The sequence below is a fragment of the Mesorhizobium sp. A623 genome (genome assembly GCF_054489405.1).
In genome coordinates, this window is sequence record NZ_JBTMXB010000052.1 from 1 (window position 1) to 20,757 (window position 20,757).

21 protein-coding genes and 1 pseudogene are annotated in these 20,757 nt (G+C 55.5%); 15 read left to right on the forward strand and 7 right to left on the reverse strand.

Translation table 11 applies throughout. The features are described from left to right. Positions 1-608 precede the first annotated feature (608 nt). From ACX3P1_RS25825 to ACX3P1_RS25845, 5 genes are read left to right on the forward strand one after another with little or no spacing between them, the layout of a single operon-like run. The gene (locus ACX3P1_RS25825; RefSeq protein ID WP_459082420.1) at positions 609-1,310 is read left to right on the forward strand and encodes an acylneuraminate cytidylyltransferase family protein; all 702 of its coding nucleotides are present in this window, start codon (positions 609-611) and stop codon (positions 1,308-1,310) included. Next, entirely contained in the window at positions 1,307-2,338 is a 1,032-nt protein-coding gene (neuB, locus tag ACX3P1_RS25830) for an N-acetylneuraminate synthase (RefSeq protein ID WP_459082421.1), read from the forward strand. The genes ACX3P1_RS25825 and neuB overlap by 4 nt, the downstream gene beginning before the upstream one ends. Further along, on the forward strand, positions 2,335-3,474 hold the full coding sequence (neuC, locus tag ACX3P1_RS25835) for a UDP-N-acetylglucosamine 2-epimerase (RefSeq protein ID WP_459082422.1): 1,140 nt from the start codon (positions 2,335-2,337) through the stop codon (positions 3,472-3,474). Before neuB ends, neuC begins: the two co-directional genes overlap by 4 nt. Beyond that, entirely contained in the window at positions 3,464-4,084 is a 621-nt protein-coding gene (locus ACX3P1_RS25840) for a NeuD/PglB/VioB family sugar acetyltransferase (RefSeq protein WP_459082423.1), read from the forward strand. Before neuC ends, ACX3P1_RS25840 begins: the two co-directional genes overlap by 11 nt. Before the next feature lie 31 nt (positions 4,085-4,115). Next, positions 4,116-5,588 (forward strand): aminotransferase class I/II-fold pyridoxal phosphate-dependent enzyme, encoded by a 1,473-nt coding sequence (locus ACX3P1_RS25845; protein ID WP_459082424.1) that lies wholly within the window; start codon positions 4,116-4,118, stop codon positions 5,586-5,588. A gap of 320 nt (positions 5,589-5,908) precedes the next feature. Here ACX3P1_RS25845 and ACX3P1_RS25850 read toward each other — a convergent pair. From ACX3P1_RS25850 to ACX3P1_RS25870, 5 genes and pseudogenes are all read right to left on the reverse strand, one after another. Next, positions 5,909-6,078 (reverse strand): annotated as a pseudogene (locus tag ACX3P1_RS25850) (transposase); the annotation flags it as partial. An 11-nt stretch (positions 6,079-6,089) separates the two neighbouring features. After that, positions 6,090-7,949 carry a hypothetical protein gene (locus ACX3P1_RS25855; protein ID WP_459082425.1) on the reverse strand — a complete coding sequence of 620 codons (1,860 nt, stop codon included), beginning with the start codon at positions 7,947-7,949 and terminating at the stop codon, positions 6,090-6,092. A gap of 130 nt (positions 7,950-8,079) precedes the next feature. Then, positions 8,080-9,069 (reverse strand): glycosyltransferase family 2 protein, encoded by a 990-nt coding sequence (locus ACX3P1_RS25860; RefSeq protein ID WP_459082426.1) that lies wholly within the window; start codon positions 9,067-9,069, stop codon positions 8,080-8,082. Then, positions 9,017-9,796 carry a phytanoyl-CoA dioxygenase family protein gene (locus tag ACX3P1_RS25865; protein WP_459082427.1) on the reverse strand — a complete coding sequence of 260 codons (780 nt, stop codon included), beginning with the start codon at positions 9,794-9,796 and terminating at the stop codon, positions 9,017-9,019. The genes ACX3P1_RS25860 and ACX3P1_RS25865 overlap by 53 nt, the downstream gene beginning before the upstream one ends. 35 nt (positions 9,797-9,831) lie before the next feature. Next, positions 9,832-11,007: a class I SAM-dependent methyltransferase gene (locus tag ACX3P1_RS25870; protein ID WP_459082428.1), complete on the reverse strand. Its 1,176-nt coding sequence runs from the start codon at positions 11,005-11,007 to the stop codon at positions 9,832-9,834. 122 nt (positions 11,008-11,129) lie between these two features. Here ACX3P1_RS25870 and rfbB point away from each other — a divergent pair, with 122 nt between their 5' ends. The 9 genes from rfbB to rffA all read left to right on the forward strand — a co-directional run bounded on the left by rfbB (position 11,130) and on the right by rffA (position 19,301). After that, positions 11,130-12,170, forward strand: coding sequence for a dTDP-glucose 4,6-dehydratase (gene rfbB / locus ACX3P1_RS25875; protein WP_459082429.1), 1,041 nt, complete (start codon positions 11,130-11,132; stop codon positions 12,168-12,170). Positions 12,171-12,175: 5 nt separating this feature from the next. Then, positions 12,176-12,877, forward strand: coding sequence for a WbqC family protein (locus ACX3P1_RS25880; RefSeq protein ID WP_459082430.1), 702 nt, complete (start codon positions 12,176-12,178; stop codon positions 12,875-12,877). Positions 12,878-12,890: 13 nt separating this feature from the next. Next, positions 12,891-13,541, forward strand: a complete 651-nt coding sequence (locus tag ACX3P1_RS25885; RefSeq protein WP_459082431.1) for a methyltransferase — start codon at positions 12,891-12,893, stop codon at positions 13,539-13,541. Continuing rightward, a complete protein-coding gene (locus tag ACX3P1_RS25890) occupies positions 13,538-14,203 on the forward strand; it encodes an acetyltransferase (RefSeq protein ID WP_459082432.1) in 666 nt (221 codons plus the stop codon). Before ACX3P1_RS25885 ends, ACX3P1_RS25890 begins: the two co-directional genes overlap by 4 nt. Before the next feature lie 157 nt (positions 14,204-14,360). After that, on the forward strand, positions 14,361-15,110 hold the full coding sequence (locus tag ACX3P1_RS25895) for a glycoside hydrolase family protein (RefSeq protein ID WP_459082433.1): 750 nt from the start codon (positions 14,361-14,363) through the stop codon (positions 15,108-15,110). Positions 15,111-15,118: 8 nt separating this feature from the next. Further along, positions 15,119-15,523 carry a GtrA family protein gene (locus tag ACX3P1_RS25900; protein WP_459082434.1) on the forward strand — a complete coding sequence of 135 codons (405 nt, stop codon included), beginning with the start codon at positions 15,119-15,121 and terminating at the stop codon, positions 15,521-15,523. A gap of 124 nt (positions 15,524-15,647) precedes the next feature. Continuing rightward, on the forward strand, positions 15,648-17,204 hold the full coding sequence (locus ACX3P1_RS25905; RefSeq protein WP_459082435.1) for a hypothetical protein: 1,557 nt from the start codon (positions 15,648-15,650) through the stop codon (positions 17,202-17,204). A gap of 62 nt (positions 17,205-17,266) precedes the next feature. Further along, positions 17,267-18,145: a glucose-1-phosphate thymidylyltransferase RfbA gene (gene rfbA, locus ACX3P1_RS25910; RefSeq protein WP_459082439.1), complete on the forward strand. Its 879-nt coding sequence runs from the start codon at positions 17,267-17,269 to the stop codon at positions 18,143-18,145. Between the two features lie 25 nt (positions 18,146-18,170). Next, the gene (gene rffA, locus ACX3P1_RS25915) at positions 18,171-19,301 is read left to right on the forward strand and encodes a dTDP-4-amino-4,6-dideoxygalactose transaminase (RefSeq protein ID WP_459082436.1); all 1,131 of its coding nucleotides are present in this window, start codon (positions 18,171-18,173) and stop codon (positions 19,299-19,301) included. A 98-nt stretch (positions 19,302-19,399) separates the two neighbouring features. On the opposite strand, the gene ACX3P1_RS25920 is transcribed toward rffA, so the two are convergent. After that, positions 19,400-19,711 carry a transposase gene (locus ACX3P1_RS25920; RefSeq protein ID WP_459082440.1) on the reverse strand — a complete coding sequence of 104 codons (312 nt, stop codon included), beginning with the start codon at positions 19,709-19,711 and terminating at the stop codon, positions 19,400-19,402. Beyond that, on the reverse strand, positions 19,663-20,091 hold the full coding sequence (locus ACX3P1_RS25925; RefSeq protein ID WP_459082437.1) for a transposase: 429 nt from the start codon (positions 20,089-20,091) through the stop codon (positions 19,663-19,665). Before ACX3P1_RS25925 ends, ACX3P1_RS25920 begins: the two co-directional genes overlap by 49 nt. 244 nt (positions 20,092-20,335) lie before the next feature. Here ACX3P1_RS25925 and ACX3P1_RS25930 point away from each other — a divergent pair. Then, positions 20,336-20,757 (forward strand): glycosyltransferase family 25 protein (locus tag ACX3P1_RS25930; protein ID WP_459082438.1); only part of this gene is annotated, 422 nt, incomplete at its 3' end.

Below are 20,757 nucleotides of genomic sequence, written 5' to 3' on the forward strand. Positions count from 1 at the left end.
CGCGGCAGCCTTCGGGTTTTACTGCTTCTATCTGCGTCAAAAGGCCAATCTTGTTGCGCCCAGAACTTACTTCTAAAATATCAAAAATGCGCACAGACATCTTTGCTATACACGGCACGATACATTTGTCCCAGGAGCCCCTCTTGACGAAAATTCTTCTAATACCGCGGCAATGGTCGACGGCCGGGTCAGAGCGAGCGAGCCACTCCACACTCGGACTCCAGCGGATTACTATCGCGACCACCCGTCCTCAAAAGATGATATCAGCTTGAGTGTGAATGCCCGCGATGGAGAAGCCCGGCCGTCGACTGGAATCGGTGCGGTCACTGTTCCTTCGGTCGAGGTAGGCGATAAGGATCAGGCAATGTTTGCCTATTCGCGTGTACGAGAACGCTGCACTCCGGTTTCTAGTTGGTTCTATCCTACATGCTGAAAAAATTCAGAGCGCGCATTCTGGCCCTTCCTCGCCGTTGGAAGCGCGTGAACCTCGTGTCGGTCGATATCGTCATCCTGAGTTCTGCGCTCTGGGCTAACCCAGGTTCATCCCGAACGCAGCGGCAGCGCGGGCCTGGCGCTCCTGAAAAATTACATCAACTCGTAAGGTTGCCATGAAGACGCTGGCGGTCATTCCTGCTCGTGGAGGCTCCAAGCGGCTACCCGGCAAGAACATCAAGCCGTTTCTTGGCGTACCGCTGATTGCCTGGTCGATCCGCTTCGCGCGGCAAGTGCCACGTTTTGATGGCCTGGTCGTTTCCACGGACGACGAAGCCATCGCCGCCGTCTGCCGCGCCGAAGGCGTCGATGTTCCCCATCTGAGACCAGCAAACCTGGCAACCGATACCGCCTCGACGCTTGACGTCGTTCTCGATGCTCTGGAGCGCGAGGCTATGGCCGGACGCCATTACGACACTGTTGCCCTGCTTCAGCCGACATCGCCGATGCGCGAGCCATCGCGCTGGGCCGAGGCCTTTGCCATGCTGGAAACGCCCGCTTGTGACGCGGTCGTCGGCGTTGCTCCCGTGCGCACCCACCCCTATCTTACGTTCCAACTGGACGGCGCACGCCAACTGGTGCCGTTTCATGATCGTTCCGGTCTCAAATTGCGCAGTCAGGACATGCCGGCTGCCGTTTTCGTCGCCGGCAATCTTTATCTGATCGGCGCTGCCACCCTGCGGAGTGAGCAAACCTTTTTTCCCCTCAACACGTTCGGCATGTTATGTGACAAACCTTTCGAGGCCGTCGATATCGATGATGAACTCGATTGGCTGATGGCCGAAACTATTGCTGCCAGATACGGTGCAATGCCATGAGCACATTCATTATCGCCGAAGCCGGGGTCAATCATAACGGCAGCGCCGATCTGGCTGTGCAGTTGGTGGAGGTCGCGGCGCGCAGCGGCGCCGATGCGGTAAAGTTCCAGACTTTTTCGGCGGACAAGCTGACCTGCCGGGACGCGGAAAAGGCCGAGTATCAGAAAAAAACCACCGGCGGGAGCAGTCAGTATGACATGCTGACCAAGCTCGAAATGTCCCAAGCTCTGCATCGCGCGCTCCATACGCGCTGCTGCGAACTGGGCATCGAATTCATGTCGACTGCCTTTGACGAGGAAGCTTTGGATTTCCTGGTGGAACTTGGCATCAAGCGGGTCAAGGTCCCCTCGGGGGAGATCACCAACATCCCGTTCATCACGCATATGGCGTCCAAGGGTCTGCCGATGATCGTGTCTACCGGCATGGCAGATATGGCTGAGGTCAGGGGTGCCGTCGAGGCAGTTCGGTCAGAGCGTGAACGTCGTGGATTTGCCGAACCGCTATCGGCGATGGTAACGATTTTACATTGCACGTCCAACTATCCTGCCGCCGCCAAGGACGTAAATCTTCGTGCCATGCTGAGCATGGGAACAGAAATTGGCCTACCGATCGGCTATTCCGATCACACACTCGGCTTGACTGTTTCCACGGCTGCCGTCGCAATGGGCGCCCAAATTATTGAAAAGCATTTTACGTTGGACGCGAGCCTGCCCGGGCCTGACCATTCGGCCTCGCTCGAACCGCACGAACTGAACGCGCTGGTACAATCAATACGAGATGTGGAGCAGGCGCAGGGGGACGGAATCAAGGCGCCAACCAGTTCGGAACTTCCGGTGCGCGCGCTGGTGCGGCGCAGCGTCACCACCCTTCGGCCGATCGCTGCCGGGGCCACCATCCAGCCACAGGACATTGCCTTGCTGCGGCCTGGCACAGGCATCCCTCCCACTGAAATGGCAGAGGTTTTGGGCAAGCGTGCGCTGCACGACATCGGCAACGGGCAGACATTGCAGTGGCAGGACCTGGCGTGACGCCCAGGCGTAAAATCTGCTACGTCACCGGCACGCGTGCCGATTTCGGGCTGATGCTGTCCACCCTCAGATTGCTCGACGCCGATTCCTCGATAGACCTCGCCATTGTCGCCACCGGCATGCATTTGCTGGCTGACTATGGCTCCACCATCAACGAGGTCGTTGCCTCCGGCCTCAAGCTTGCCGGTCGCGTCGCCATCGCCGAGGGCGAGCCGGGCGGGAGCCTGATGGCCGCCAATATCGGCCGCATGCTGATCGGCTTTACCGAGACTTTTGCTGCCAGCCGCCCTGATATTGTCCTGCTGCTGGGCGATCGGGGCGAAATGCTGGCAGGCGCGATCGCCGCGCTCCACCTCAATATTCCGATCGCCCATATCCATGGGGGGGAGCGTTCTGGCACGATCGACGAACCCATTCGCCATGCCATTTCCAAGCTTTCCCATATCCATCTGGTGGCAACCGAGCAGAGCCGCCGTCGGCTGATCTCGATGGGAGAGCGTCAGGATACCGTCCACGTCGTCGGTGCACCCGGCCTCGACAGCCTTTCCGGTCTGGAGATTCAGAACCGCACTGCCTTGATGCAAAGACATGGCCTCGATCCGGATCGTGGCCTGAGCCTGCTGGTCTATCACCCCGTGCTGCATGAAACGGGGCAGGCCGGCGGCGATGTGACCGCGATAACTGACGCCCTCAAGCATGCTGGTTTGCAAATCGTCGCACTGAAGCCGAATTCAGATGCCGGTGGAGCCGCGGTGCGCGACATATTGGAGGCGCGGGCGGCCGCCCATGACCTGACCCTTTTCACCCATTTGCCACGCGCCGAATTTGTCCAGTTCATGGCCAATGCTGACCTGATGATCGGCAATTCCAGCAGCGGCATCATTGAAGCCGCAAGCTTCGGCACGCCAGTCATCAACCTGGGCAGCCGCCAGAATTTGCGCGAGCGCAACCACAATACCGTCGATATTGGCATTGATGCCGCCGCCATAAAGTCCGCTATCGGAGCCATCGTGGGCGCGCCCCGCCCGGTGGCGACCAATATTTACGGGGATGGCCGGGCCGGGCCACGAATTGCCGCTACCCTGGCCGAGCTTGATCTGACGAGCTTTAAGCAAGGCAAATCCAATGCTTACTGATCCGCTGTTTCTGATCGGCTCAGGTGGCCATGCCCTGGTGCTACTGGATAGCCTTTTGGCTGGTGGTGTTGCCCGGGACCAGATCATTTTGCTGGATCGCGATGCCACGCAGGTCGGCAAGACCGTGCTCGGTGGCCCGGTCGAGCCCTACGATTTAAGCCGCCTTCAAGGGGCGAAGGTGCATATCTGCATCGGCAACAACCAGATCCGATGCCGCGTCCATGCTGAGTTGACCCGCGCGGGGAGCATCCTGCAAACGCTGATCGACCCGCGTGCAATCGTCTCTGCCAGCAGCAGCATCGGCTCGGGCAGCTTTGTCGCCGCTGGCGCAATTATTGCGGCGAACACGATAATCGGGCAATGCTGCATCGTCAATCACGGGGCTATAGTGGACCACGAATGCCATCTGGGCGATTTCGTTCATGTTGCACCTGGGGCGACGCTGGCCGGAGCAGTCTTTGTGGGAACACAGAGCCTCATCGGAGCCGGCGCTAATTTACTGCCGGGCGTTTCCGTTGGCGCCGAAACCATCATCGGGGCCGGCGCTGTCTTATTGTCTGATGCGATCGATCGGGCGGTCTATGTCGGCGTTCCCGCAAGGAAGACCTAAAGCGATGATATTCAATGCCGGATTGATAAGCTTGAACCACAAGTCGACCATCCGTGATGCCCTTGCCATGCTCGATCACTCGGCCAAGGGAATAATTCTGCTGGTAAATGACGATGCGCGCTTTGAGCGAACCGTGACCGATGGCGATTTACGTCGCCTTCTGCTGAGCGGCAAGACGCTTGACGATGATCTCGAGCATTTGCCGCGCCGCGAATCGGTGGTGTTGCAGCAGGGATATACCAAGCGCCAGGCGCTCGAAATCATGTCCAAAGCGGCTATCAATCACATTCCGGTTCTGGACGACGACGGCAGGGCGATGGACCTGATCGAACGCTCCAAGATTGATGAGCAGGTTCTGCTGTCGACCCCGCATATGGGTGACGCCGAAATTGAGTATGTTGTCGAGGCCTTCCGCACCAACTGGATTGCGCCGCTGGGGCCCAATGTCGATGCGTTCGAGCAAGAACTCGCGGCTTCGGTTGGCGCCAGATACGCTGTGGCCCTGAGTTCGGGTACTGCTGCCATTCACATCGCCTTGCGCCTGCTCGATGTCGGGGTGGGGGATGTCGTGTTCTGTTCGACGCTGACTTTCATCGCTAGCGTGAACCCGGTCATCTATCAGGGTGCGCGTCCTGTCTTCATCGACAGCGAGCCCGAGAGCTGGAACATGTCCCCTATCGCGCTTGAACGCGCCTTGCAGTCTGCCCAGACCAGCGGACAACTGCCAAAGGCTGTGATCGTGGTCTGTCTTTATGGCCAGAGCGCCAATATGGATGCGATCATTGCCCTGTGTGACAGCTTTGGCGTGCCGGTAGTGGAGGACGCTGCGGAATCGCTGGGCGCGAAGTATCGTGGCAAGCCATCCGGCACTTTTGGGCGCATCGGCATCTATTCGTTCAATGGCAACAAGATCATCACCACTTCCGGTGGCGGGATGCTGATCACCGATTCCGAAGGGTTTGCCAAAACGGCGCGCTTTCTCGCGACCCAGGCGCGCGATCCAGCACCCCACTACCAGCATAGCGTGATCGGCTTCAATTATCGGATGAGCAATATTCTTGCGGGCGTTGGCCGCGGCCAATTGAAGGTCCTGGATCAACGCGTTGCGTCGCGTCGCCGCGTTTTCGAGATTTATAGCACCGAGCTGGCCGACATCGAATGGCTCGAATGGATGCCCGAACCCGATTGGAGTTTTTCCACTCATTGGCTTTCGGCCTGCCTGATCAAGCCCGGCTTTGGGCTCAGTGTAACTGACGTGATCAAGCATTTGGCGGACGAGTTCATCGAAGCGCGCCCGATGTGGAAGCCGATGCATCAACAGCCAGTGTTTGCCGATGCGGAATACCACAGGCACGGCAAAAATTCGGTTTCCGACGACTTATTCGAACGCGGGATCTGTCTGCCTTCGGGTTCCAATATGAACGACGAACAGATATTTGGAGTTATAAAGGCGTTCCGAACACTGGCAGCCCCTCGCACTGTGACGGGTAGAAAAAGGACCTAATTGGCAATATATAGCGCGATACATTTGTCCCGGGAGCCCCTCATGGCGAAAATTCTTTCTAATGCTGCGGCAATGGTCAGCGGCTAGGTTGGAACGAGTCGAGTCGCCCCACAGTCGGTCTCCAATGGATTACCGTCGCGGCCGCGCGCTCTCGCAAACGTCGATTATTCCGAAAAAATGACACCACCTCGAGTAAAATGCCCGCAATGGAAAACCGGATTTCCCGATCCAGCTCTGCTCTAGGTGGAACTGAAGCCATCAATAACTGGTGGCAAAAGTGGCAATTTGCCACAAGTTGTAAATTGGTTGTGATTTCCAAGATCGCGATCCTGGATGTCGGCCCGATGCGCCATGAGCCCCACCATCAATCCGAGCGTGCCGACGACGATATGGCGCTTGCGCCCGCCAATCTTCTTTCCGGCGTCAAACCCCGTGCTTCGCCACTTTCGGTTGCCTTCACCGACTGGCGCACCTCCATCACAAGATGGTGAAGCGCCTGATCTACCTGGGCCGCATCGCCACCACATGATGGGTTTTCCGCTTTTTCTCACAAAGTTGGGTCGCGGTCCCCTGATCATGGACAGGACGCATAAGATACTGCTGATAGCTGTTCGCATACGAACCTGTCGTTGACGAAAGCGACCCAACAGGCTCGAAGCGCATTCCGTCCCCGCCCAACACGGTTTGCGTAATGGCCCGCGGCCCATTGGGCTCAATCAGAAGCCACGCCGTCGCAAGCGTGGCGCATGAAACGCGTCTGAGTGCCGCTGCAGCCAGCGTATGGCTTCCCGGATACCCACCGATCATCCACGCTTGTCCCACCGGAATGGCCCCAAGAATGAACGACGCACCCGGGTCATGCCCCGTCAGGTCGATCAATGGCGCACCGGTACGGAAACCGCTTTCGCGCGCAATGGCTTGCAGACGTCGGGTGTAGGCAGCAAAGTCGGAGGAAAGTGTCAGACGGGCGCCTCTATCCCCTACGTCGACTACCTGATTATTCTCACGAACGGGCTGGGACTGCCGATAGGGGTGCTCCATGCCTACGCCCAGTATCGCCGCTGCGAGCGCAAATGGCAGCAGAGTGATCGAAAGAACTGTTCGTGGGGTTCTCCAATCCCTGTAAACACCGCGGACGACCACCAAAGCAGCCGCTACACCAAACACGCCTGCGCTGGCCGCACTCGGCCAGTAGTTGCCGTTGGTGCCAAAAGCGAACGCGTAGGGAAAGACAAAAAGCGCCACAGCCAATCGCAATGTGCCAACAGCCGGGCTAGAAAGCAGCCCCCTAGCGTACAGGGCAAGTAATGCCAGCGCCATCCCCAGAGGGAAGGCAAAAATCTGAACGGTGTATTGACTGTTCCATGTAGGGGGCATGCGCCAGCACGCGCCGGTAAGGATCAAAAAGCCGACGACCAGAGTTCCAACGACAAATGCGAGCCAGAAGACGGCGGCCCTCACGCCCTTCACTGTGCCAAGAAACAGGACTATGCCGAAAAAGGCGCCAAGGCTCAGGATAAGCGTTGCCTCGGCAGTCGAGAGCGTCAGCTTATCGATGCGAAGCATTTCGGCAGCGGCATATCGATGATCCATCGCGTTCGAAAGCGATATCGAATCAGAAAGCCTGGCAACAAATTTTGGAACCGAGCCATCGATGGCGAGGGCCGTCAGCAATAACAAAACAATCGAAACGCCGGCTGCAATAAAGAGGGTCGGGAGCGACAGCTTACGGACGGATAAGAGATAAACGAACACCACAACGGCAAGGCATGCGGCACTGGGCGGCTTGGCTAGAAAAACGATCCAGCCGCCGATCCCCAGCAAGACAAAGGGGCCGAGCGCGCGCAGAGATGACGCTGGCGCATCGCGCGAGTTATCGATGAGCACAAGCGCTGTTGCTGATATCAGAAGCCCCTGCAGATTAAGGGAATTGTAGTTGGGCGTAACCAGCCAGTTCGTAATATAGAGAAGAGCAACAAAGCCAAATGGAATGGATGCCGCCGCCGACATTCCGACATCCAAAAGCCCACCATCATCGTTCGGACGACGGAAAATGACGAAGCCGAGCAAGCTCGCAAGCCCGACCGTAAGTAGTATATTCAACCCTCGCAACAGGGCGATGCTGCCGCCGACAAGTTCGTAAAGAGGATGATAGAAAAAACCGTACTGTGTGACCGAGAGCGGATAGAGCCACGGATCTGAAATCCAATTGATGTATGAGGACTCATCAGTCAGATCTAGGCCATAGCCGGAAAAATAAAGAACATATATTACCGCGGGCAAACAGACAAAAATCGGAAAAAGTTTTCCAAAGAAATCAAAAAGGCGGTTCATGAAGAAGGTACCCAAATGTGAGACCATCTATACACCGAACGTGAAATCGCTGAAAATTGCTTTATCTCGACCCGATTGAATCGGTAAAACACCTTACTTGAAGACACAAAATATCCGGGCAAACAACAACTCGTCAAATCACATTCCAATCGTCGATTCACGACGTCTTACGGTAAACTTCCTGCACTATCGTTCGCGGCCGATCCTTGACCTCTTCCACAATGAGCTTGACGTAAAGGCCGATAATTCCAGTAAGAAGTGCGTTTAAACTGAAGAAGAAGATGACGGCAGCCATAAGCGACGACCACCCGTCCTGAACGGCGCCGGCAAATGCTCTCGTGATCACAAACAAGCCATACGAAAAACTTGTGACTGACAGAACCAGACTCATCCAGAAGATTAGCAGCAAGGGCCTTGCGCTAAAGCTCGTTATTCCCAGCAGTAACAGGGAAAATCGTCGCGGAATTGAGTAGGTAGTCTTGCTGCTGCTCCTTTTGTCAAACTGATAGGCAACCTGCCGATACCCTGTCAGGAGAGTGAGCGGAACGAGAACCGGATTGTGATCTCTGAATTGAAGGAATGAGCGCACATATCGCGCCGTCATCAGGCGCATCGTCGCAACATTGCGGGGAAGATTGACTTCGCTGAGAAGGCTGAAAGCGCTATAGAAAATCGCCCCGGACAGGCGCTCTATCACTCCGCCTCGGCGCTTTCGCTGGACGCCATAGACGACATCTGCTCTCTCCTGACGCAGGCTGGCCAACATGGCGGCTAGATTTTCCGGCTCTTCCTCAAGATCGCTGTCGATCAGGAAAACAAGGTCACCTTGCGCGAGTTCAAGGCCAGTGATGAGTGCTCGATGGTGGCCGAAATTCCGACTCAACTGCGCAAGCACGATACGACTGTCCTGATCAGCAAGGTCACGGACAATTTCCGCCGATCTGTCGGGACTGCCGTCATCCACCACGATCAGTTCGACGCTATCGGCGAGCAACGTTGCTACATCCAGCGTACGCTGTAGAAATGTCGCAATGCTGCCTTCCGACCGATAGGCTGACGTCACGATGCTGAGCAGATGTACTCCCGTGCTTGACTCATGCTTTTCCTGAACGCGAGGCAAACCATTCGTCAATGGAGCGGTATTCATCGAGGCCAAATCCAAGTATCCTTCTTTGCCAATCCGTAAATGCATTGGCATCCCCGATAGTCGAAGGTAGATGCAATTGCTGGCGCAGCATCGGTATCGTAAAAACGTGGTTCACCGCACGACGATTGGCAGAGGATCGATTGGTTGATCCCGCATGATAGGCCATGCAATCGAGCACGATGAACGTCCCACGAGGAACGGTGACCTGCTTCTCATTCCGCCGAACGGTGCCATCGGATGGAAAAGCTTCCCTTGTGTGACTGGCTGGTATTACCCGTGTCGCACCGTTCTCGATGGTAAATTCGTCCATGGCAAACAGGGCATTAATCGCGATGGGCCGTGAGCAAACGAAATGTTGATAAGGCAAATCGCGGTGATATGCAGCCTGACTGTAGCGACCTGCATTCGCTCGGTTCACTAGGCCATTCGCCTGATTTAAAATATAATAGTCGCCCAATATCTGAGACAACAGCTGGTGCAAGCGCTCATTGAAGACGAGTTCCCAGAACCCAGGAGCGATTACAGGTAACAGGCGAATGGTATCGCGCTCGTCAAGCGCAACAAGATCGATTCCTTTTCCCACAGCATCCTGCCTATAAGATTCCTCCGCTCGATCGAAAGCCCCCGAAAGTTTATCGAGCGCCAATTCCGAAAGTCCAGAGTCAAGGGTTGTGTAGCCTAGAAGGCGCAATTCTTCAACCCGGACATCGAGATCGTCGCGCGCCACCAACGCCTCCTTTACCCCGTATCGCGGAATTTCATTCATAGCTGCGACCTCAAGTTGCAAAACTGATAGGGGTGCAAGAAACGATCGGAAATAGCGGAAAATCGTTGTTTCAGCATTGACCAATTGCGCGGATGAACAGCCGCCAATGCCGCCATGCTATTCTGCGCCAAAAATTCATCCACCGTAATCACGACTCGCCCATTCTTTTCGCGCTGAACGGGAGTGTCGACGATAAAGAACTTCGCCTGATCGATTATTTCCGGGCAATAGGCATGAAGCAGGTCAGCGTACTCTCCTGCGCCGAATATCCCAAATTCTCTCCTGCCCAGAACAGACAGCACCGCTTGCTCCAACTCACCCCAGCCACCGAGGTAACCGCTCCGTAGCCGAGAGAGCTGCTCCTGGGACCGACGGGGCTCCGCCACCGCACCTTGCCCCCGCTGCAGCAGAAAAATTCTGAACCCGGACTGCTGCCCTGTCAACGGCGCAGACGCAACTAGCCGCAGCTCCGCTCGCGTGGCGACCAAAGCAAGCGCTGTCGTCGAAAAGCTGGAGACATGATCTTGAAACAGCAGTTCAGAATTCGGATGATCGCCGTCCGGGCAGATAGTAACGATCATTCCTTCTTCGGTGATCGAAGCCCTGCATGCTGCCAGGAAGCTCACCGGATCAAGCGCATGCTCGATGACATTAACAGATACGCATAAATCGTGAGACCCTCCAATTACGACCCCGTTTTCGGCAAACCCCTCCCGAATTACGATATTGCGCCCTGCGCACGTCCGCGCAGCTTCTGCCAGTTTCGCCGCTGGCTCGATACCAAGTCCGCGAACTGCTATCCCCTGATCAACCAGGCAATTCAGAAGGGCGCCGGTGCCGCAACCAAACTCGACGATCGTCATTCCCCGTGGTGGGCGATCGAAATGTTGGGCAAGGAATGCCTCAATGTGCCGCGCATACTCCCGAGCTCTGCGCTGATCCGCATCCGCATCCCTCAACCCAAGGTCATATGTATCGTCATAGAACGCGTCTCGGTGCAGTTGCGACATCGGCTGGCTATGAAAACCATAACCGCAGATATTACACGAACTCTTCGCGAGCCGCCTGTGAAGTACGCGCCCTTCGCTCGACATCGAATATGATGGGTGCGGCACGGCGAGTGGCATGACGTCGATAGCATGACAGACGGGACAGTTCATAATACGGCGCAAGTCCGCTCCATGCTGCGGGGAGTAATTTCCCTACCACTTCGTAACCAGTCCTGCTAGACGAGGCTAGGATGGAGGCATCAGTACTCCAAAGGGCCCAAATTTCAATAGGATTCCCATCGACTATGACGATTCTGGTGACCGGCGGCGCCGGTTTCATAGGCACCAATTTTATTGCCGAATGGCTGCCCCGCTCCGATGAACCCGTCGTCAACCTAGACAAGCTGACCTACGCGGGAAACATGGAAAGCATCAGCCGCTTTGCCGGCAACAACAACCATAGCCTAGTGCACGGCGACATTGCCGACCGAGTGCTGGTGCCACGTCTTCTCGCGGAGAGAAACCCTCGCGCGATCATCAATTTTGCCGCAGAATCGCACGTTGATCGCTCTATTGCCGGCCCCGCCGCGTTCATACAAACTAATGTCGTCGGCACGTTCGAACTGCTCGAAGCAACGCGAATCTATTGGAGCGATCTGCCCGCCAATGAGAAAGCCAGCTTCCGCTTTCTTCACATTTCAACGGACGAGGTTTATGGCTCTCTCCGCCCTGACGATCCGCCTTTCACCGAAGAGACCATCTACGCCCCCAACAGCCCCTACTCGGCCTCCAAGGCAGCGTCTGATCATCTGGTGCGCGCCTATTACCACACCTACGGCATGCCGGTGATCACCACCAACTGCTCGAACAACTACGGCCCGTTCCAGTATCCCGAAAAACTGATTCCCGTTGTCATCCGCACGGCGCTGGCAGGTTCGCCTATTCCCGTTTACGGCAAGGGTGAGAATGTCCGTGACTGGCTCTATGTAACAGACCACTGCGCGGCGATCCGCGCCGTCCTCGATAAGGGCCGGATCGGCGAGACCTACAATATCGGCGGCAACAGCGAGATAGCCAATATCGACCTTGTCCGCCGGGTCTGCATGCTGTTGGATGAGATGGCGCCCTTGTCGCCGAAGCAGTCTTACCAAGATCAAATCTGCTTCGTCGAAGATCGGCCTGGACATGACTTCCGGTATGCCGTCGATGCACGCAAGATCACTCGCGAAATCGGGTGGACTCCAGCGGAAAAGTTGGACCTCGGCTTGCCGAAGACCGTCCGCTGGTACCTCGACAACCAGACATGGGTCGATAAAGTCCTTTGTCGCGCTCAAGACAGCGACTAACCGTCATGAAGAAAGTTGCAATCGTCCAGTCCTGCTACATTCCATGGAAGGGTTACTTCGATCAGATAGCGGCGGTCGATGAGTTTATTTTGTACGACGACATGCAGTTTACGCGCCGTGATTGGCGCAACCGGAATCTGATTAAAACCCCGCAGGGCCTGCAGTGGCTTACCGTCCCAGTCAAGGTCAAGGGAAAGTACACACAAACCATCCGTGAAACCGAAATCCAGGGACCGGATTGGGCCGAGGTTCACTGGAGAACGCTTCGCGCCAACTATGCCCGAGCACCCCATTTCGAGGAGATCGCTGCGCTCCTCAAGCCCATCTACCGGGAGAATCACACGACAATATCCGCACTGAACCGGCGCTTCACCGAAGCGATTTGCGGCTACCTCGGCATCGGCACAACATTGCGCAACTCCTGGGAGTATTCGCTGGCCGAGGGGAAAAGCGAGCGCCTCGCCGATCTGTGCAGGCAGGCCGGCGCAACCACATATGTGTCCGGGCCTGCCGCAAAGAACTATCTCGATGAAAGCGCTTTTACTGCGCTTGGCCTTACCGTAGAGTGGTTCAATTATGATGACTATCCATCCTATCCGCAGTTGTGGGGTGAATTCAATCACGGTATCAGCATCGTTGATCTATTGTTCAATTGCGGAACGGACGCGCCTCACTCCATGAAATACGTTTCACGTTGGACCAGCTAGGAACTTGACGGTTATGACACCCGCCGCCGTGCCGCAGTCACTTCCAGAGCTTCTTGGCGAGGTCGAGAGATACTACTCAGCTAAGCTTTCCAAACATGGTGCTACGCCACTCGGGGTGGACTGGAACGGCGATGCCAGCCAGAAGCTACGCTTCGAGCAACTGGAGAAACTCGTCGCTCCCGGCGCGCCCTTTTCCGCAAACGATATCGGTTGCGGTTACGGCGCAATGTTCGAATTTGCCAAAGAACGCCATTCTGACGTGGACTACTATGGCTGCGATATTTCGGAGGATATGGTGGAAGCCGCCCGCCAAAGATTTGGTGGCGACCCACGAGCGTCATTCGCCATCGGCTCGCGGCCGACGGTAGTTGCTGATTATGGCTTTGCAAGCGGCATCTTCAATGTCCGCTTCGATCGCACCGACGATGAGTGGGAAGCTTACATAACCACCACGCTCGATGCGATCTCAGAAACAAGCAGGTTAGGCTTTGCCTTCAATTGCCTAACTTCGTACTCCGATTCCAACAAGATGCGCTCCGATCTCTATTATGCATCCCCCACTGCGATGTTCGACCTCTGCAAACGACGCTATTCCCGCCACGTCGCACTCCTTCACGATTATGGGCTCTATGAATTCACCGTTATCATCCGGAAAAACATATGACCGAACGTCTGATCATCTTTGGCGCGGGCGACATCGCCGAGCTTGCCCATTATTACTTCTCGACTGATTCGGACTACGAGGTAGTGGCCTTCGTGGTCGACCGGGAGTACATTACGGTCGCACAATTCTGCGGCCTCCCGGTCGTCGCCTTCGATGAGGTGGCGGATCGCTTTCCGCAACGGGATCACGCGCTGTTTGTTGCGCTAAGCTACACTAAAATCAATGCTGTACGACGCGAAAAATACATCGCAGCAAAAGCAATGGGCTATCGGATCGCGAGCTACGTCTCCTCGAAAGCCACCGTTCTTAACGATGGCAAGATTGGGGAGAACTGCTTCATTCTTGAGAATAACACAATTCAACCTTTCGTCACGATCGGAAACAATGTCACCCTGTGGAGCGGGAACCATATCGGACACCATTCGACGATCAGTGACCATACATTCATCTCCTCTCACGTCGTGGTCTCCGGTGGCTGCAACGTTGCGGAAAGCTGTTTTATAGGCGTCAACGCGACTATCCGCGATCACGTCAAAATCGGCCCTCGCTGCGTCATTGGCGCCAGCGCTCTCATTTTGTCCGATGCAGATCCGGAAGGCGTATATCTTGGCCCAGAGACCGAAAGGTCGCGGGTCCCGTCAACCCGCCTGCGGAAGATCTGAAGTGATCCGTCGCTGGAGGAAGCTAGGCTGTATCTATGCGGCCCGACCGCTCCATGAGAAATTGGTCTCCCACGCAGCGAATCCCCTCCCGGTGCATCTCCAAGGCGACATTTTTCGTGTATTCTTTAGTGGACGTGATCGGCAAAGCCGTTCCTCAGTGGGCTTTGCCGATATTGATATCCTTCGCCGCGAGGTGATAGGCGTCAGCGACCGGCCCGTGTTTGAGCACGGGGCAGAAGATAGTTATTATTCCCACGGCGTCAGCATTGGGAATTATTACGAGATAAATGGGCAGCGTTACATCCTGTTCATGGGTTGGCACACCCCGAAAGACGGTCACTGGCGCGGCGAGATCGGACGTTTGCGGCTCGGCGACGATTTCTCACTCGCCATCGACGGAGAAGCCCCTTTTATCGGCCTTAGCGCCGAGGATCCGATCAGTCTTTCCTACCCATGGGTGATGCCGGACCCGCAGGGTGGCTATCATATGTGGTATGGGTCAACGACGACGTGGGACGCGGGCAACTTAGAAATGCTTCACGTTATCAGACATGCCCATTCGGACGATGGCGACCACTGGCATGCCGATGATCACACGCTGCCGTTTATGCTCGGGGTGGCACAGGCTTTTTCCCGCCCGACGGTTATCCATGACGAGACGGGATACCATATGTGGTTTTCATACCGAAGCGGCACCGGGGAGACGTATCGTATCGGCCATGCCTGGAGTGTAGATGCGCGAAAATGGACTCTGAAACCTTCCGGCGTAGACGTTTCTGATGAAGGGTGGGACAGTGAAATGATCGAATACCCGTTCGTGTTCGAGCATGCCGGCTGTCGTTTCATGCTGTACAACGGCAATGAATTCGGCGGTTCTGGCTTCGGCCTTGCTATCGCAGACGACTAGGACTGAGGGTGAACGCGACGCTCATCAGATTGATCCGATATGGCCTCGTCGGGATGGCGCTGAACCTGACCGGCTACGTAATCTATTTGGTGGTGACGTGGCTCGGACCTGGACCGAAGACGACGATGACGACCCTCTACGGCATCGGTGCCTTGATGGGATTTTTTGGCCATCGCCGTTTAGCCTTCGACTACCATGGAGGGCTTTACTCAAGTGCCCTGCGCTATACCTTAGCCCATCTATGTGGCTATGGATTGAACTTCGGGTTGCTGTACCTCTTTGTCGACATTTTGGGTTATCCTCACCAGATCGTGCAAGCAACCGCCATCTTCGTCGTGGCGGGTTTTCTCTTTCTCGTTTTCAATTTTGTTGTTTTTCCGCAGAGTGATGGCGCAGCGAAACAGAAAGGCTAAGAAAACCGTGGCCGGACCTGACCAGGATACAAAGTCCCTTGAGAACGAGCTGCTACAATCACACTGTTGCGAGCGTACAAAATCGGTGAAAGCGACAGTACTTCATCCCCTGATATCAACATTCATGCTTTCATTATTCTACACCGTCGGCCTATGTCTTTGGTTTGAGCCGGTCTGGGAAACTAATGACGATGTAGCGATGGCCATGGTTGCGCATGGTTACGGATTCGTTTCCGACGGATCCCCGAACCTGTTGTTCTCAAATGTCATCTGGGGGTATATCGTCCGTATGCTGCACGGCATGTCCGATCTGCAGGGATATTCCCTCGGAACGCTCGTCGCTCTGCTTCTTTCAGGCTGGTCATATCTCTACTTTCTCAGGCGGCTCGGTGTTGCCAATTCCGTCAGCCTCCCCGCCGTCGCCGCGATCCTGGCGTGGCCGCTTCTCTTCCCCCAATTCACCATCAATGCCGGGCTCCTGACCACCGCAGCAGTTCTCGGCTGGCATACTTATAGCCAAACACGAGATGTTCATGCGCTTGTTAGCGGCAGCATCCTAGCCGTGCTCGGGTTCCTAATCCGTCCGCTGGAGTTCGCACTGGTAGTTGCTGTGGCGACACCATTTCTCCCATGGAGGCTTCTATTTCGAGACAGGATGCTGCAAATCGCCTGTGTGTTTACACTTCTAGCCGTAGTGAGCGCTCACGTTATCGATTCCAATGCATACCGAACGGATGAATGGGAAACATTCAATTTGCAAAATCAAGCGCGAGCGCCATATACCGACTTTGGCATTGCCAACAATTTGAAGGCGCGGCCTGATATTCTGAAAAGTCATGGGTATTCAGAGAACGATATTAACTTAATCGCCAATTGGTTTTTTGTTGATCCTAATCTATTTAACATATCGGCTCTCAACGAAATGGTCCGTGCTCTTGGGCAGAACTTCGGACCCATTTCAATTTCTAGGATGAATCTGAATTCAGGAGCGATCGCTCTCAATCAACTATTTATTCCACGACTCCTTTCCCTGACGATCGCTGCGGCGACACTACTGAGCCTAGCCTTCCGGCCGAATCTCTTCGCGGCATGGGGTCTGTTTCTTGCAGCATTATTTGGTCTTGGATTTGTCGGCGCAAACGCTCATAGTCGAGTTATCTTCGCCGTACTGGCCCTTCTTCTACTCATGTCTCTTGCCCTGAGTAGTCGGGATAACAAGTTTCAGATTAAGTTTATATCTGTGATTATGCTCTCAGTATTCGTATATAATTTTTACCTTCTTCTTCCGATAGCTTCCATTTCAGCAAGCAGAGTTGCCACTGCTCAGCGGCTGATCGCCTCTTTTGGGAAAGAGACAACCTTTGTATGGGGAGGCGCCCTTGACTTCCAGGCAACATTCCCTTTTAAGATCTCTCCAGGTGAGATAAAGTCTTATCCGCCCCTATTTGCGCTCGGCGTAATGACTTACGCGCCTTTTTCGGTCGCTCCCGTCGAAGAAAGGGCCGGTCGGGGATTTTTGGAACAGCTGCGTTCTGTGGATGGACTTCGTATTATTGTCAATGACGACAACGTTTCCCTCTTGCGAAAGTACTGCGAGGAGCATTTTAACGTGACGTTGCAAATTCTGGATTCGCTTCGAAAGGAACCAACATATCTACGGACGCTGAAATGTCTGAAGTAGAATAGAGTGGAATTGACTGCTAACTTTGCAACTGGATTTTGACGATGCTGAGTCAATCGCGCATGAAAGCCATTATTCTCGCCGGAGGCAACGGCTCAAGGCTCTACCCGTTGTCAAAGGTTTCAAGCAAGCAGCTTCAGGCTGTCTACGACAAGCCGATGATCTACTACCCCCTAACGGTTTTGATCGCTGCCGGCATCAGAGAGTTTTGCATTATCACTACTCCCCTTGACCGGCCGCGCTTCGAAGCCCTTCTCGGCGATGGGATTCAATGGGGAATCACAATCGAATACCGTACCCAGCCGAGGCCGGAGGGGATCGGTCAGGCATTTTTGATAGCGGAGGACTTCGTCGGCGGCGAGAATGTCGTCCTCATGCTCGGCGACAATATCTTCTTCGGGGGCGACGCATTTCCACGCGCCGTCTCCGAATTTCGATCTGGCGCGACAATCTTTGCTTACCAGGTGAAGAATCCGGAACAATATGGCGTGGTCGAATTCGACAAGGACAACAGGGCGCTCTCTCTCGAGGAGAAGCCGCAAACACCGAGGTCTAATTTTGCCGTTCCCGGCGTCTACATTTACGATGGCAATGTCGTAGATATTGCGAAAGCCATTCGACCGTCGCCCCGCGGCGAACTGGAAATAACGGATATAAACCGTGCTTATCTCGAAACCGGTACGCTACAGGTTCGGCGTCTCAATCGAGGCTTTGTTTGGCTGGACGCTGGCACCAGCAGTACACTGCAGGAGGCCTCTTCCTACATCGAAACTGTAGAACGACGCCAAGGGGTTAAACTCGGCTGCCCAGAGGAGGCGGCACTTGTCCGGGGCTTTCTAAGCCTTGAGCGTTTGCACGTGCTGATCGCTAGTCTTCCCGCCTGCGAGTATCGGGACTATCTTGCCGGGGTTGCAGCCGAAGCCGACAGGCATCGTACGTAACCACCGGAACTTGGAGCCACCCTTAATGCTTGCAAAAATCCGCTTTAGTGTACCTCATCTGATCGGCAAAGAACTGGGCTACGTAGCCGAGGCCTGCGCCGAGCGGCTGTCGGGCGATGGTCGCTTCACTAGACAATGCAGCGCCTGGCTGGAACAACATACAGGCACGAGCCGGGCGCTTCTTACGCATTCCTGTACAGCCGCACTCGAATTGGCTGCTCTCTTGCTCGATATTGATCCTGGTGACGAAATCATCATGCCGTCCTACACTTTTGTATCGACAGCGAATGCTTTCGTTCTGCGAAGAGGCCGACCGGTATTCGTGGATATCCGTGAGGACACTCTCAATCTCGACGAAAAGCAGATCGAGGCCGCGATTACGCCGCGCACACGAGCGATCGTTCCCGTTCACTATGCGGGAGTGGCATGCGAAATGGATACAATCATGGCGATTGCCCAGCGGCACGGGCTTGCCGTGGTCGAAGATGCTGCACAGGCCGTGGGCTCGACATACAAAGGACGCGCACTCGGCAGCATCGGCGCACTCGGTACTTATAGCTTCCACGAAACGAAGAATATAATCGCCGGTGAGGGTGGAGCGCTGCTGGTCAATGACCACGGCTTAGCGGCGCGTGCGGAAATCATCCGGGAGAAAGGCACGGACCGAAGCCGCTTCTTCCGCGGCGAAATTGACAAGTATACGTGGCAAGAGGTGGGGTCGTCATTCTTACCCAGCGAGATTCTCGCGGCTTTTCTCTGGGCTCAACTTGAAGAGGTCGCCGCAATCAACGACGCGCGAGTCCGGCTTTGGGAAAATTACCATGCTGGACTGGCTGAATTGGAGGCTCGGGGTCGGCTCAGGCGACCAATTGTCCCGTCCGATTGCGTTCACAATGGGCACATCTACTACGTTTTGCTGGCCGACGCACAACAACGCAGGCGCGTCTTGGACGCATTTGCGCAGGAAGGCATCCAGGCGACTTTCCACTATGTTCCATTGCATTCTTCGCCTGGTGGAAAGCGCTATGGGCGAACTCACGGGAACCTTCCGGTTACTGAGCAATCATGGCAGCGGCTTATACGGCTTCCTCTCTCGCCAGATCTGTCTAATTCCGATCAGAGCCGTATTCTGGCAGCAATGACGGCGGCATTGTAGCGATGCTTCGCATCCCGGCGCAACGCAGCAACGCTGGATTAGTAGAATCCTGACGCCGCTTGCAAACTGGACGCTTCGATCAACGTCCTGACTGAGGCTTAACGTAACCGCCTGGTTGTTACTGCGGATTCCAACGAAGCCGGCCATGCGCGCGCCTTGTAGAGCGTCTTGGCGAAGAAGGCTGGCCTGTTTTTCTCGTTGGCCTTGTGAGGGATCACCGGGGCGATGCAGCGTGTCCTCGCGGCGGCGCGATTGGCCTTGCTGGAATAGCCTTTGTCGCCCAGCGCGGCGCGTGGGGTGATGTCCGGCCCTATGCCGAGCAGGGTCTCGAAGCGGGTTGTGTCGGCAACCTGGCCACCGGTCAGATCGAACGCGATGATGTCGCCCGAATTGTCCGCTTTGGCGTGGATTTTCGTTGTGAACCCGCCGCGCGAGCGGCCGAGCGCCTGGCCTTGTTGCCCCCCTTTGCGCCCGCTGCTGAGACATGGGCGCGCACAATGGTGGAATCGAACATCTGGATCAGATGGGCCGATGCGCTCATCTCGGCCAACGTGTCGAAGAAGGCTTCGAACACGCCGGCCTTGCTCAGCCGGTCAAAGCGCTTCCATACTGAGTTCCAGTGGCCGAAGCGTTCCGGCAGCGCACGCCAGCGCACATTCTCCACCGTGAAGAAGTGCATGGCTTCCAGAAACAGCCGGTCGTCCGCAGCCTTGCGGCCTCGCCGTGGCAGGCAAGCGCGGAAAACCTCCAGCGTGTTCGCCCAATCCGTTTCCGTCATCCTCGTGGACATCGCCGACCTCCAAATCAGTCGACAATTCATGAATCAGACTGGATTCGTCAGCGGAACCCCAAAACCTATGCCTGAGTCAATTCGTCCACACGGCCTAACGAGGCGACGCGTTTTTTTCGGTGGGACCACGGTTTCAACGCGAGAGAAATTGGTGCCAGCGGCCACGTTGCGATGAATGCCACGGCTCCCAAATCCCTTGTCCAGTCTGGAGTTTTCTTCGCTGACAAAATCAGCGATCCTGCCTATGAATATTGATTTGCACAGAGCGGTAACGGCAAACATGAATCTTCCTGTTTTCGCAATTAATCTCGATAGCAGAAGCGACCGTTGGGGTGATTTGTCTGCAAATGCCAAATCCGTCGGCCTAGACCTGCGACGCGTACCCGCCGTTAACGGCAGACAGATCGACCCACGAGATTGGGAGAATTTCGACGCGCTGGCCGCGCGTAGGCGAAATGGCCGCGAGATTTTACCGGGCGAATATGGCTGCTACCGGAGCCACATTCTCGCCTTGGAGACATTTCTGGCTGACGGACGCCAACATGGGCTGATAATCGAAGATGACGTCGCCTTCGATGAAAACACCTTGCCGCGCATTGAGGCAATTATCGCTACTGCGCCGGATTTCGATCTGATCAAGCTTATCAACCACAGGTCCAAGCTCTT